The sequence below is a fragment of the Sphingobacterium sp. BIGb0116 genome (assembly GCF_024808035.1).
Taxonomy (GTDB): domain Bacteria; phylum Bacteroidota; class Bacteroidia; order Sphingobacteriales; family Sphingobacteriaceae; genus Sphingobacterium; species Sphingobacterium paramultivorum.
This window is the reverse complement of the sequence record NZ_JANUDT010000001.1, coordinates 80,612-94,669: the sequence shown is the minus strand read 5'-3', so window position 1 is coordinate 94,669 and position 14,058 is coordinate 80,612. Positions and strand designations below refer to the sequence as shown.

At 36.8% G+C, this 14,058-nt stretch carries 13 protein-coding genes and 1 pseudogene; 7 read left to right on the top strand and 7 right to left on the bottom strand.

Annotation, left to right across the window (positions count from 1 at the left end; translation table 11 throughout):
* Window positions 1–79: 79 nt before the first annotated feature.
* Together M2419_RS00500 and M2419_RS00495 are read right to left on the bottom strand one after the other, a co-directional pair.
* Window positions 80–661, bottom strand: a complete 582-nt coding sequence (locus M2419_RS00500; RefSeq protein ID WP_259254018.1) for a YdeI family protein — start codon at window positions 659–661, stop codon at window positions 80–82.
* Entirely contained in the window at window positions 654–1,619 is a 966-nt protein-coding gene (locus tag M2419_RS00495) for an alpha/beta fold hydrolase (protein WP_259254016.1), read from the bottom strand. Before M2419_RS00495 ends, M2419_RS00500 begins: the two co-directional genes overlap by 8 nt.
* A gap of 452 nt (window positions 1,620–2,071) precedes the next feature.
* Here M2419_RS00495 and M2419_RS00490 point away from each other — a divergent pair, with 452 nt between their 5' ends.
* The 5 genes and pseudogenes from M2419_RS00490 (at window position 2,072) to M2419_RS00475 (ending at window position 5,087) form a co-directional block, all read left to right on the top strand.
* Entirely contained in the window at window positions 2,072–2,695 is a 624-nt protein-coding gene (locus tag M2419_RS00490) for a hypothetical protein (protein WP_259254015.1), read from the top strand.
* Window positions 2,696–3,123: 428 nt separating this feature from the next.
* Window positions 3,124–3,597: a DNA alkylation repair protein gene (locus tag M2419_RS00485; RefSeq protein ID WP_259254014.1), complete on the top strand. Its 474-nt coding sequence runs from the start codon at window positions 3,124–3,126 to the stop codon at window positions 3,595–3,597.
* A 331-nt stretch (window positions 3,598–3,928) separates the two neighbouring features.
* On the top strand, window positions 3,929–4,435 hold the full coding sequence (locus M2419_RS00480) for a hypothetical protein (RefSeq protein ID WP_153848636.1): 507 nt from the start codon (window positions 3,929–3,931) through the stop codon (window positions 4,433–4,435).
* Between the two features lie 63 nt (window positions 4,436–4,498).
* Window positions 4,499–4,741, top strand: a pseudogene (locus M2419_RS27425) (PD-(D/E)XK nuclease family transposase); the annotation flags it as partial.
* Between the two features lie 13 nt (window positions 4,742–4,754).
* On the top strand, window positions 4,755–5,087 hold the full coding sequence (locus M2419_RS00475) for a hypothetical protein (protein WP_259254013.1): 333 nt from the start codon (window positions 4,755–4,757) through the stop codon (window positions 5,085–5,087).
* A gap of 123 nt (window positions 5,088–5,210) precedes the next feature.
* Here the strand turns inward: M2419_RS00475 and M2419_RS00470 are convergent, their stop codons facing one another.
* Window positions 5,211–5,762 carry a hypothetical protein gene (locus M2419_RS00470; protein WP_182331505.1) on the bottom strand — a complete coding sequence of 184 codons (552 nt, stop codon included), beginning with the start codon at window positions 5,760–5,762 and terminating at the stop codon, window positions 5,211–5,213.
* Between the two features lie 370 nt (window positions 5,763–6,132).
* Here M2419_RS00470 and M2419_RS00465 point away from each other — a divergent pair, with 370 nt between their 5' ends.
* Window positions 6,133–6,543: a hypothetical protein gene (locus tag M2419_RS00465; RefSeq protein WP_182331507.1), complete on the top strand. Its 411-nt coding sequence runs from the start codon at window positions 6,133–6,135 to the stop codon at window positions 6,541–6,543.
* 60 nt (window positions 6,544–6,603) lie between these two features.
* Here the strand turns inward: M2419_RS00465 and M2419_RS00460 are convergent, their stop codons facing one another.
* The 4 genes from M2419_RS00460 to M2419_RS00445 form a co-directional block, all read right to left on the bottom strand.
* Window positions 6,604–7,011: a GNAT family N-acetyltransferase gene (locus M2419_RS00460; protein WP_153848126.1), complete on the bottom strand. Its 408-nt coding sequence runs from the start codon at window positions 7,009–7,011 to the stop codon at window positions 6,604–6,606.
* A 107-nt stretch (window positions 7,012–7,118) separates the two neighbouring features.
* Window positions 7,119–7,874 carry an immunity 22 family protein gene (locus M2419_RS00455; RefSeq protein ID WP_153848125.1) on the bottom strand — a complete coding sequence of 252 codons (756 nt, stop codon included), beginning with the start codon at window positions 7,872–7,874 and terminating at the stop codon, window positions 7,119–7,121.
* 800 nt (window positions 7,875–8,674) lie between these two features.
* On the bottom strand, window positions 8,675–9,157 hold the full coding sequence (locus M2419_RS00450) for an adenylyltransferase/cytidyltransferase family protein (RefSeq protein ID WP_153848124.1): 483 nt from the start codon (window positions 9,155–9,157) through the stop codon (window positions 8,675–8,677).
* A 15-nt stretch (window positions 9,158–9,172) separates the two neighbouring features.
* Window positions 9,173–9,655, bottom strand: a complete 483-nt coding sequence (locus tag M2419_RS00445; protein ID WP_159732525.1) for an adenylyltransferase/cytidyltransferase family protein — start codon at window positions 9,653–9,655, stop codon at window positions 9,173–9,175.
* Window positions 9,656–9,859: 204 nt separating this feature from the next.
* Between M2419_RS00445 and treY the strand changes: the two genes are divergently transcribed.
* A complete protein-coding gene (gene treY / locus M2419_RS00440) occupies window positions 9,860–14,056 on the top strand; it encodes a malto-oligosyltrehalose synthase (RefSeq protein WP_259254010.1) in 4,197 nt (1,398 codons plus the stop codon).
* The last annotated feature ends 2 nt before the right edge of the window (window positions 14,057–14,058 follow it).

The following is a 14,058-nucleotide window of genomic DNA, read 5'->3' as shown; positions in this document are numbered from 1 at the left end:
TAGGGATCAAAATCATTGGATTGACTGTCAGTTAAATTAGTGAAACGATGTGTGTAAATCCAACATACTACGTGTTTCTCTACCGCAAATGTCTTGGTTTTAGATGTAGTGCTGCGCTTTCTACAACTTCAGCTATGCGCTTTTGTCTAGTTTCCGGTTTTCTGACAAGGATAATCCAGCCCAATATTATTTTTCTTGTTGATTTGCTCAGACTTAGAAAATAATCTTTCGAGCCAGTATGTTTTTCGAATGCAATTTCTAAGTCATTTGGTATGATTAGTTCTTCTATTTCATCCAAGTTTGTCCAAGATCTATCTTGTTTTGCAACTTCCACGCATGCTAAACCCGCCTCTGTCATTTGCCCACTTTCACTGAGTTGCTTAACTTTTTCTTTGTTGATTTTTGACCAGTTGCTTTTCGGTTTACGTTTGGTAAAAAATTGCATGTAAGAGGAATCGTCAATCGTCTTTCTTGTGCTGTCAATCCAGCCGAAGCAAAGCGCTTCGTCAACGGCCTCACTCCAACTTAATGAAGGAATATCTGACTTTTTTGTATACAAGACAAGCCAAACAGACTGTCTGGACAGATGGTTTTCATCCAACCATTGTCTCCAATCTGTTTGGCTTTGCGGACAATAGGTATCTATATCTTTATTATGCATTTTGTTGGGCTAACCATTTTAAAATTGCGCGGTTTGTTTCCTCCGGCTTTTCCTGTTGAATCCAGTGACCACAATCCAGACTGACAATGTCCAGATTGGGAGCTATATTTTTAAGATTTTCAGATTTTGGAATCGTATCATGTTCTCCGTATATCATCAGCGTCGGTTGATGAATGAGCGGCTTGATATCCGCCATCAGGTGCCAGTTTCGATCAAGGTTTCTGTACCAGTTTATGGCGCCAGTAAATCCAGATAATTCAAAGGCCGAAACAAATACAGACAGCTCGGTTTTGTCCATTAAAGGCTTCCCAGCGGGTTCTACTGCTCTTGCGAGATTGATCATTAGCATGCCGGGAGCCGGGGGAGCGGAAGGGATATCTTTGCGAAATATGTTACGCAGGAACTGGTGTACGTTTTCATTCATTATAGCATCTGCAATTCCGGTTTGCTTATTGAAATGAACAAAGTAGAAGTCTTCTCCAAATAGGATTTCCATCAATTCAATCCATGGTTGTTCTCCGCGATCCTGATAAGGCAGCGCTAAGTTTATTATTTTATTTACCCGTTCAGGATACAATAGCGCTAGATTCCATACCACATTGGCACCCCAGTCATGACCGACGAAGGTGGCATCCTCGTATCCGTAATAATCAAGTAGAGCGATAAGGTCAGCGGTCAAGTGCTTTATATCATAATCCGTTACTTCGGTCGGGCAGGATGAGTTACCATAGCCACGTTGATTCGGGACAATTACTTGATAACCTGCAGCGACCAAAACGGGTATCTGATAGCGCCAGGAAAATGCGTGTTCCGGAAAACCGTGACAGAGAATAATCGGTTTCCCCGAATTTTGTCTTCCTGCTTCAAATACTTCCAATACTACATTATTTACTGAAATGAAAATAGGCTTTGGAAATTCGATTTGATCGGATGCTGTACCAGATGATATGCCGCTCATGTTCTTATTGTTTGATAAAATTGTCATGAGGCAAATTTAAAGCTGGTATGTGACAATTGGATGTCAGTAATCAAAAGTGTATCTCCCAAAAAAACGACTATTTAAAACCAAGGGATCGGGTGTATTGTAATCATCTTGAAAGTTAATAGCTAGCTGCCAATGTTGCCATCGGCACCACTGTCTTTAGCGATATAGGAGCGAACTATGTAGATTTCTTTGGCGGTCGTTCTTCCAGCGATGAGAAGGATTCAGGAAATGTTTAATCGATCACAATTATTTAAATGAAACTTTGGTAAGTTTAGAGCTAATGCAACATTAAAATATGCACCATTTATTTCTTTGTAATGTGCGAAAGCTGTTCGTTTGACTATGGTTGGAAGGGACGGATAAATTAAGTAGATTTAATTTCTATAAAACTTCTTTTATAAAATTTCCATTGAACAAAAGAACTTATGAAAGAAATCAAAAAACATCACAATATGCGCACGCTAGCCATTGCACTATTTTCAGTGGTATTTATCTTTTCGTGTATCTCTTGCACTTCCATATCGCCCAAGTATTTAGCACAAAATGCTGCGGCACATAGCGTTTCGAAGGTAGAATTGAGAGAAACATATATCTTTGATAATTATCCTCAGAAGATAATAGGCCACAATCATGGCAGCCAAGCGAAGAGTGCAGTCTATAATGAATATTGTCTATGGAACTATATTGAACCAAATTACTATAAAACGGATAGCCTGCACTATCTTTACAAAACTTCATTGGAGCTCACTCAAAAAAATAAAATCCATTTCAAACTAATTGATACCTTAGGAAATGTCGTTCGAGAAAGAACGCGGAAAGTTAAGCCCGAATCGGAAAACTTTGTTTCTTTCAGAAATACTGACCTTGACATCTATGTATTAGTCAATAGATTCTTTACCAAAACTATTTGCTTTGCACTAGATAAACAGGGTGATTTAGTTGTGCCCAGTGAGTCGACAGCAGCCGGTTTTCTTATTCTCTTTCCGCTCGCCGGCGCCCTTAACCATGAGGCATATACTTATCGTCATGTCGATACAGTTGCCAATTGAAAGGATATAGATCGGAAAGAAACAATTAGCCCAAACCACTTCCGAGAACAACAAATATTCGTGTTTTGAATTCAACAATACAAAGCACAAAAAGAGTAAAAAAGCAATACAAAATGCGAGGAGTCTATATTTCTTCCAATTGCATGATGTAATATCTTTTAGGATTTTCCATATAATCTATTTTCTAATTTGGTGAATTGCGTATATTTAAGAGTTAGAAGCAACCGTGAAAATGATGTCAAACAAATAACAGGACTGAAATGAAACTTTCACAAAAAGTAGAAAATATACTGACAAAGATCACTGAAAAAAATACGAAACTTGGAGACTTGCGAATTATTGCCAAGAATATTAAAAAAGATCACGAATTGGCAATGGAACTTTGGTGATCCAAGCTTTTTTTTGCCCGTCAATTGGCAATCTTGATTATGGACAAGAAACTTCTAACCGAAGAAGTGATTGATCAATTAGTTGCTGACATTAAGAAACATAACGAAAACGAGAGACTTCAAATGATTGATTGGCTCATGGCGAACCAACTAACAAAAGACAAAAAGACAATTGCTTTAATAGAAAGTTGGGAAGATAACCAGTCCTCGCTAAAAAGACGAATTTATTGGTATTTTCAAGGTCGTTTGCGTTGGACTGGACAACCACAACCCAACAGTGAAGAATTGCTTAATAAAATTGAAAGTAAAATTGAAAAAGAAAAACCGGAAGTGCAATGGGCAATGAATTTTACAACAGGTTGGATTGGAGTTTATGAAAAAAAATATCGAAATCGTTGTATAGCACTTGGCGAAAAAACTGGACTTTATAAAGGTAAAATGGTTTCAAAAGGTTGTACACCTGAATATTTACCAGAATTTATTGTCATTGAAAGCAATAAACGAAAGCTATAAAAGCATTATTTACTGATGATTTGAAAGTAGAATCAACAAAATCTGATATAACCCAAAAGGTATCGCCATCTCCCGAAAAAACAAGTTTTGATGCAGTCATTAAAATTCAAACGCTCAGCGCTAGATAAATATAATAGATTTACCACCTAAAGTGGGGAAGAACCCGTTTATTCGAAATCTACAGCTCAGTCTAGTCATTAATGGAAAATCGGCATAATGAAATTTTACAGATAATGATGAAGTTATAGCGAATAATAAATGTCTCCGAACGAATTATAAAGTAGTCTTACACACTACCAAATTAACTGTAAATTGGTTTAAATAAGCTGATATGAAGTGGATGTTTTGCATATTAATTTTTGTGATAATGGAAATGGATGTGGCATTTGCGCAGGCTCATTTAAAGAATGGTGTATATGAATTTGTCGATAGTATTTCATTGGATCCCCTTGGCAAGGGAAGAGAGAAAGTGCAAACTGTTGAAAAGAAAACCCTCATAAGAACACTTATTGTATTAAATGATACGATCTGCTATCGAATCGGAGAGCATACCCAAACGTTTGCAGTTAGTTTTGGGATGCAAGCAGATTATCTTTTGAAGCTTAAACATGTCAATAATGGATTCAGCGCTGAAAGCAAAGCTGTCAAATTGAAGCTCGTTATCGTCGATGATGAGACTATTGCAGTGGAGGTTTTAGCGGGAAAGGCCAGGTATTTTTATAGTGGCGGTCAATATTTTACACGCGAGATCGCACTTCCCCCTGAAAAAAAAATATTGACTTTTAAACGGGGATTAATTCCTGAGGATATTAAAAATTTATGCAAGCAAGAGCATTAAAGAATAATGTAGAAGTGAGCAAGTGGTAGCAGAGGCTTTTTAGCGCGAGGTAAGAAGGGTAGTGATTATTACCTGCCGAAGGTTTACTTTATCGGTATTTTGGAATTTGACATGGATAGAAATGGAAGTTCTGGTATATCCAGTCTCACAGAGCGTCCTTATTTTTATGATGTGGCGCTGTGTGACAAATTGACCAAAGAAATATTCTATGATAAATTGGGATATAAAATGATTTCGCTTCCATTATTTAATAAACAGCTTGAAGAACTAAAGATAGTTATGGATCAGTTGGTTGTACTTAATTAAACACTTGAGTACCATGGATAGATTGCCATCATTTTTGGATAAAAGAATATTTGGTCTTATCCCTGAGATAGGAGAGATAGGTAAATTAACGGAGGAGGAGCTAATGTCATACGAATCAAGTTTAAAACATAAGCGTGATGCTGAGAGCGTATTTAATTCGGCCAAGAAATCCGGAGAAGCTTTAGGTCACGCTAAAGGTCTAGCAGAAGGTAAAGCCAAAGGACTAGCAGAAGGAGAGCGTAAAAAAGCTCTTGAGACTGCTAAAGCATTTAAGGAAATGGGGCTACCTATAGCTGATATTGCTAAGGGCACTGGACTTTCTGTCGAAGAAGTCGAAAAACTCTAAGTTTCTTTATTTTGGATGACTGCTCTACCAATAGATGAATGGCAACCACCATATCCAGTTGGGGTTTCATAAAGGGTTGCTATACTGTTATAAGGTCTTTTTATTGTTAATTTGTATTAATCGTTATCTTAAATCTTTAATAACATTTTTCAATTTTTCAGGATTATTCTCGAAAGCTTTTATTTGACCTATATTGTCAGCTGTAAATGAAAGGAGCGGACCGTTTGGATCGCTGATCCTGTTTTCGCCCTTTACCTTTAAATTTCTATAGATGTACACGGGGGTTTTCAGTATCCCCCAGGGAATTCCCCACCAACCAAGAAGTGAGCAGGATACAATGGCTTTTCGATTTTGCTTGTCCAAACAATCCGGGCAGGCAATGATCCATCTAGTTTCGGTAATACTCATAACTATGATGCTTTTGATACTGTGGTAGATTGTCCCATTTAACTTGTCCCGAGTATTGTTGCAGATAGGGCAGGGACAATTCCGCAGCAGTTCCGCATAATGATAAATATCTTCAATAGAATGCTGTTCATTTTGGGCTATTAAACTATTTAAAAGATCAGGGTCGAGGTTGCGCTTCTTAATTTCATTTTCTATGATACTAACTACTTCCGGCTGAATTCCCTGCGCATTTGTGGTAATAACCTCAATGAGCCTGTTATCCGACATTCTTTCATAGTTTTTTTCTATCTCCCTTAGTTCCATGATAATGTGATGAATGCTCTAAAATTAATTGCTATGATATTTAGGTATTAAATTGGCTTCCTAATAATTGAATTTACAAAACAGTATTTGTATTGGCAAAATATAAAATCAGTCTTCACAAATTCCTTAATTGGGATTAATGTTTAATCAGCTACAGTTTCCCGTAACCATTCCTCCATTCAACCGATATCTTGGCCTTAAATTGTATGTAAGGTTATTTTAATCGTTACTTTTGGATGATCATAAGTCATGATCGACTTTAAAATTAACTTTCTAATTTGGCAAATTGCGTATATTTAAGAGTTATGTGATATAGTTGTAAATCAAGTACTAAATGGAACAAAGAGAATTTTCGAAATTAATACTTAAATTCCTGGAAGGAAATTATCCACAGTTTGCTCAGACAATAAAGTTTCAAGATGATGGATCTTTTGATTGTGATTTGAAAAGTGAATCCGGAATATTTTCAATTTGGATTGCAACATATAATACCGAAATAACTATTGGAATCGAAGATCCAAATGGAAAAACAGATATTCATAGTCATATTCCATGTTATGTGTTAGATGATTTAGAAGCTTGTGTTGCAGAATTATCATCATTTATTGAAAATATTAAAGCTGACAATTTAGTTTTATATCAAGATGAGGATGGAAAATATGATTGGATAGAATCATTTAAATTTGAAAACCTTGATAACTGTAAAAAGTTTTCCTGGAAGATTAATCACGACGTCACATCATAGCAGTTTTTTCCCTTCCACCCGAATATACACATATGAAAAAGTATTAACCTTAACCTTCTCTCAGTGATCACCCCCAGAATAGATCCACATAGGCTCTGTTTGACCTGCTCGTTCAAAGCCGTTCTTTTTATAAAATTCGATAGCATTTCCATCAGCCGTAAGCATCTGCATGTGAAAACCCTTATAAATCTCTTGCATTTTATCCATAATCAAACGCCCAACACCTTTGCCTTGATAAGAGGGTAGCACCAGTAGATGTGGATAATAAACCACGAGGTATCCATCGGAAATAGCATTTCCTAGACCTACCAATATCGTACCATCCCATGCCGTAACTAAGGAATGCGAATTTAAGAGTGCTTTGATCAGTAGTTCTGGTTTATCGGCTGCACTCCATTTGTTAGCTTGATAAAGTTGTAGTATGTCGGTTGCGTTTAAATCTCTATTGACACTTAGCTGTATGTTCATATATTATTCTGTAGTTTTCGTTGGTATTTTAAGCAAATGTTCTTCGTTCGTAAATAGGCGAATATGTGAAAATCGAAGATTACAAACCGTAAAAAACAAATTAGATTTTATTCCTTGTCAAATTTTCCAATATATTTCATACCGAGCATATCGGCAATTTTTTCACCATGTATTTCAATTGAGCCTTTTACAACAAGTTCAAGTACGGAATGGGCTGTGATCATTCTCAGCTCTTCAACTTTGAGAATCATCTTTTCGGCAATGTTGTAATCTTCTATTTGGAGAATCAGTATCTCGTCAAGTTTTTCGCTTTTTGAAGTATGGTAATAATTCAGTTTTATAATATCCTTTTTATTTAGTGCCGCTTGTTGGAGAATATTCTTTTTATCAATTTTATTGTCTCCTATCCATAAGTAATGAACCTCATAATCTGATAAAGACTGGTCTGAAAACTGAGCCAATTTCCCAATGTACTTTATCGTTTCAGAACGTGAAGCATCTTTTTCATCTAGGTCATTGTCTTCAAAAGCTACAACAGCGTTAAAACCAATGAAACTATGTCCTCTTAATAATGTTTCTAACTCCTTTTTATCTACACCAATATCATCTGCAATGGTTTTGATATCTAGAGAGTTCTTATAATATTTCATTATCATGAGATCTTCATCATAGTTATCCAAATGAACTTCCTTGCAAAAATCACAGCGTAACTCCGTATTTGGTTCTTTATCGTCCTCTTCGTTTCCGGTTGGCGGTGCGTTGTCATAAACAGACCATGCTTCCAGATAGTCATTTTGATCAAGATATTTTTTTAATTCTTTCTCCGTTTTAAACTTTCCGAACCATACATGTATTTTTTTCATCCTGTGATGTAATTTAAGAATCTGAATTAGCAATGTTAAAGATAAAGCATTTTTGTATAGAAATTTTCCCCTTAATTACCTCAGAAACATCCTTGGGTATATTACTTACGATTTCCCATAACCAATCCTACTTCCAAACCAATACCTTAGCGTTACAGTTTGTTATAATCTTGAAAGTTAGTAGCTATAAACTTATTAATTCAACATACCACGACCAATTCCAATAGCTGCCAATGTTGTTATCGGCACCACTGTCTTTAGCGACATAGGGGCGAGCTATGTAGATTTCTTTGTCGGTCGCTCTACAAGAGAAAACAATGGCGAATTTAAAAAAAAGGGAATTCACTGTTTAACAATGTTAGACTGTAAAACTGAATTTTTTATTAGCATAAAAAGTTGATTAATGTCCAGGTTAGGGGATAAAACCGATTGAACATAATTTGTACATCGCTTTGCTTCACAAAGAAAAGTTTGATGTACAATAAGTAAAATGACCGTGTCGGGATAAAAATAATTTACAAACGAAAAGAAAAGTGCTGTGTCTTTAAATACGAGGCGATAATCTATCAGCAGCAATTCTGGCCTTTCATTGATGTGAGAATTGCTGCTGATAGAATCAATAGAAGTTGCTTCAAGTACAATATTTGCCGGACTTTGTATATGCTCAGAAAAAAGTATACGGTAGGCGAACAGTAGCTTTCTCAAATTCGTAATAATACCAATATTGATTTTTTCCATACCTAACGATATTATTGTTATTTACAAGCTTTCTACTTATCGCTACCGATATATTGATACCTCTAAAATTGAGGTATACGTTGATTTAGGGATAGCATGTCAGATTTGTGCTGAAAAGCATTTTCTCCCTTTTCGGCTTCTTTGTCACTTACAGTTTTTCGAAGTGATTGGCTCGAGAACCTATTTTTGTTTTTGATATAGCATATTTCGATTCCTTCCGAGATACAATAATCCTTTCCTGAAAAATCGACCAATTTATATTCTTCACCTATAAAATACTTGTGAATGGGCAGCGACTGAAGCATATCCGTGATGTCTTTATCCGATTCAAAAGGAATAATTTCATCAACAAATTGACAACCCTCCAATTTGATAAACCGTTCGACCATTGTTTGTGCTGCATCATGGGATTCAGCATTCTGTATGTTTGAATCCGTTTTAAGTCCTACAACCAAATAATCACATTTACTCTTAGCTTCCTGTAGTGCAACAATATGGCCTACATGTAACATGTCGAATACGCCGAAAATAATACCTACGTTCATATATTCATTATTAGTTTATGCATTTATACGCTTTAAGGCATAGTTAACTCCCTCATTTATGTTTACGACTGAACCCGCACTGACTCTTTCTTTCGATGCAATTATTCGGCGTAAAGAAGAACTCGAAAACCTGTTTTCCCGTCTATTGAAATACAATTCTATTCCTTTTTCTTCGCAATATTGCCTTCCTGTAAATGCTTTATCCATATATTCATCGCCTAAGATCCGCACATGTATTTTGAACGAACGTAATACATCTTCCAGATCCTGTTCTGTTGCATATGGAATAATCATATCTACATGTTTACATGCCTTTAATTGCATATAGCGTTCAAATACAGATTGTGTTGGCTTGTTTTTCTCCGGACGATCAAGTGTTGGATCGGTTTGTAGGCCGCAGATCAGAAAGTCGCAATGTTCTCTGGCATCTTCGAGCATTTTAACGTGACCTGCATGGAGCAGATCAAAAGCAGAAAACGTAATTCCTATTTTTTTCATTTTATATTAGTTTAAAACTGCAATTATTGAAGAAGTATAGGTAGAACGTAGCTCAAAAAGATTCGTTTTAATTTTAAATTATTTTTTTACTGTAGTATTTTCAGAATTCTTGGACCTTTTTCCATCTTTCTTTTTTGAAATTCGTATGAACTAAAATTGCTGGCTGACGTTCTGATCTAAAATGAAATTCAGCGAGCCATGCAGATGAATAGAAATGTATCCATAAATACGCCAAACACTACTTACAGAATTCAGTTTCATAAAGAATTTAACTTTTCGGATTTCAAGAGAATTATTCCTTACTTAAGAGATCTGGGCATCGATACAATCTACGCTGCACCTATTTTTCAGTCAACACCAGGGAGTATGCATGGTTATGACGGCACAAATTTCAATAAAATAAATAGTGAACTTGGTACGCTGGACGAGCTGAGATCCATTAAAAAAGAGTTAAGTGAATATCATATCAAATGGTTACAGGATATTGTTCCTAACCATATGGCGTTTCATCCCTCGAATGAATGGCTAATGAATCTGCTCGAATTTGGACAGACATCAAAATTTAGCCATTTTTTTGATACCTGCTATAGTTCCAATTTATTCGAGAAAGGAAAGTTAATGGTGCCTATCTTGTCTAAGATTTTAGACGAAACGATTTCAAACCACGAAATTGCTGTCGTTTTCTCAGATGATAGTCTTCGGCTTTCTTATCAGGAAAACCTTTATCCACTTTCGCCTGAATCCTATTTTTTCGTCCTTAATGATTATTTAAAAGAGAGCCAGTCGGATTTTAGTGGACTTCTGGTTCAAATATATACGGCTCAAGCTAATGGAGATGTCGAGGAGTGGAGACAGCTGCGTGCGCACATTTTTAAGCACCTTCCCAATGAGAAATTAAAGCATATTCTTGACCAATTTAATAATAATCTAGAAAGTATTCACGAACTGGTGGCTAGTCAGCTTTATGAGCTTTGTCCTTGGTGGTTTACAAATCAACGTATAAATTTTAGACGTTTTTTTACGGTCAATGAATTGATTTGTTTAAATGTACAAGACAAAAATGTATTTGAGCAGTCGCATAAGCTGATAAAAAAACTTGTCGATGAAGAACTGATTGATGGATTAAGGATTGATCATATTGATGGACTTTATAAGCCTACTGACTATTTATTTAATTTGAGGAAATTAATCGGTCCACAACCTTATATAGTTGCTGAAAAAATACTTGAACAGGGGGAGAAACTTCCACTCGAATGGCCTATACAGGGAACAACAGGCTACGATTTTTTATCGGCTTCCAATAATGTTTGCTCCTGTAAATCGGGAAAGAAAATATTGGATAAGTATTATAGAAAAGTTATTGGAGAAAATCTATCCATTAAAAAACAACAGTATATAAAAAAGAGCATAATTCTCAATGAACACATGCAGGGCGAGCTTAATAACCTGGCCCGGTCATTGGCATCACTTTTAGCAGTTAAAAGTCCGAATAAGCTAGGGCCTTTAAAAGATATTCTAACCTCTTTTTTAGGATTTTTCCCTGTTTATAGATTATATGACGAAAGCTTTCCACTGTTGGCAAACAATTTTAATCTGCTGTCTTCTCTTTTTAAAAAGTTGACCCGAAAGCCCGAGCTCGATCAAAAGCTGGTTAATCAATTTCGAGAACTATTTGAGCAAGCACAGGTAGATTCAAAATCGCTGAGCCATACTGCTGTGGTTGATTTTTTTCTCCGATGTATGCAGTTGGCCGGCCCTGTAATGGCTAAGGGTGTGGAAGATACGTTAATGTATACATACAACCGTTTAATAGGACACAATGAAGTCGGCGATCATCCGGATAATTGGGGGCTAAGTAAAAAGAAATTCCACAAATTAATGCAGGAAAGGCAAAAATTTTGGCCACTGTCCATCAATGCAAGTTCTACCCACGATACCAAACGTGGTGAGGATTCGCGAAGTCGCTTATTAGTCCTAACCGCTATGGCTCAGAAATGGGTTAAACAGGTTCAGATTTGGCAAGATGTGGTTTGGAATGAATATCGAAAAGACCTCCCACATCCGAATGATGAATATTTTATTTATCAGTCGCTGGTAGCCTCTTATCCAATGGAAAAACAGGATGGAGAAGTATACGACGCATTTGAAAAACGTTTTTTGGACTACTTGGTTAAATATCTACGCGAAGGGAAAGTGCGCTCGAGCTGGGAAAATCCAAATTTAACCTATGAAGACGCTGTTCGGGAATTTGCCTCTTTTTTGCTTGATAAAGATCGTCCATTTTTTACGAGCTTTTATCAATTTATTGAGGCGGTAGCTGATTTCGGGATTTTAAACTCGCTTACACAGCAAATCTTGAAATTTACTTGTCCCGGTGTACCTGATATTTACCAGGGGTCGGAACTCTGGAACCATAGTTTTGTTGATCCCGACAATCGACGACCGATAGATTATCAATTAAGTGAAAATCTGCTGAAGGCTATTGAAAATATGCCCAACGACAGTCGAATTAGACAATTATGGCAAAATAGATACGATGGGACAATTAAACTATGGTTAGTTAAGGAATTGGTAAAATTCAGAAAGCATGATGCTGCACTTGCATCAGATAGCAGTTATATTCCGTTAAAAGTAAGCGGTCGTTACCGTAAACATATTTTGGCATTCGCGCGTAGATCTGGAGATGATTGGATGATCGTAGTACTTCCGCTACACCTCGCTGCTATCGGTAAAATCTCCAAATTCGTACCTGGCTCATTTGACTGGGCAGATACGAGCGTTCATCTTTCCGTAAATCATTCCGTGACCTGGCATCACATGCTATTTGACATAGGGGGCGAAGGCACAGAAATTTCAGTGAATACCATTTTTAGGGATCTTCCAATGGCTATTTTAAAATACAAAAGTAGCCCAACTAAGCGTAGTGCGGGTGTTTTAATGCATATCAGCTCATTGCCATCATCCTATGGAATTGGTGATTTGGGATCCGGAGCTCGTCGTTTTGTTAAACAACTGCATTATAGCGGCCAAAGCTGGTGGCAGGTACTTCCTTTAGGGCCTACAGATGTTGAGCAAAACCATTCTCCTTACAGCACCCTAAGTAGTAGAGCAGGTAATCCATTATTCATCGATTTAAATGAATTGCTGGAATTTGGCTTATTGGAAAGAGGGGAACTAAAGGCTTTAAAAAGAAATAGTTCTAAAACAATAGATTTTGCTGATATAGTCTTCACAAAGTACAAACTTTTGGAGAAGGCATTTAATCGTCTTTCTGTTCAACATGCGCTTGATTTCTCCGAATTTTTAGACCGTGAATCCTCGTGGCTTAAGGATTATGCGTTTTTCAAAGTCCTAAAAAACAGACATGGGAATCGTCCTTGGTATGAGTGGCCAACACAATACAAACATCGCGACAGCGCTGCACTTAACGATTTCGCAATTGAATTCGCAGATGAATTGCGAAAGGAAAAATGGTTTCAATACTTATTTTTCAGACAATGGGATGCCATAAGAAACTACGCATACGATTATGGCGTAAGATTTATCGGTGATATTCCATTTTATGTTGCCTATGATTCTGCCGATGTTTGGGCCAATCCGCACTATTTTTCCATAGGAGCAAATGGTACTATTAAAAATGTTGCTGGGGTTCCGCCTGATTACTTTAATGCAGCGGGGCAATTATGGGGGATGCCGACTTATCATTGGGGATCACTCAAAAAAGATGGCTACAGATGGTGGATTGAGCGCCTTTCACACAATTGCGCGCTGTTTGATAGGCTACGGCTTGATCATTTTAGGGCATTTTCTTCCTATTGGGAAGTTCCCTTTGAAGAAACTTCCGCCAAGAATGGACGTTGGTCAACAGGCCCTGGTTCGGATTTTTTTGATCAAGTAAAAGTTCATTTAGATGACATGCCTTTTATCGCTGAAGATCTTGGAGATATCGATGCGAAGGTATATGATCTGCGCGATCAATACAACTTTCCGGGCATGGCGGTTTTACAGTTCGCTTTTGATAAAGATATGGCACATTCACCCCATATTCCACATCATTATTGCAGAAATTCTGTTGCCTATCCTGGAACACACGATAATAATACGACACTTTCTTGGTATCGTGAAGATCTTAAATCATCGAGTAAAATAAATATCAATACCTATTTTGGACAAATTGTTGACAGTAGAAATGTAAATGAGGTCCTCATACGATCACTTTACGCCTCTGTCGCAGATACAGTCATTGTTGCGATGCAAGATATCCTCAATCTTGACGGATTATGTCGTATGAACCGACCTGCCAGTACGACCGGAAATTGGTTGTGGCGCATGCAGAAAAGAGCTTTTTCTCCAAAACTTCAGGCGAGATTAAATGACTATACAAAATTATACAACCGTTAAAC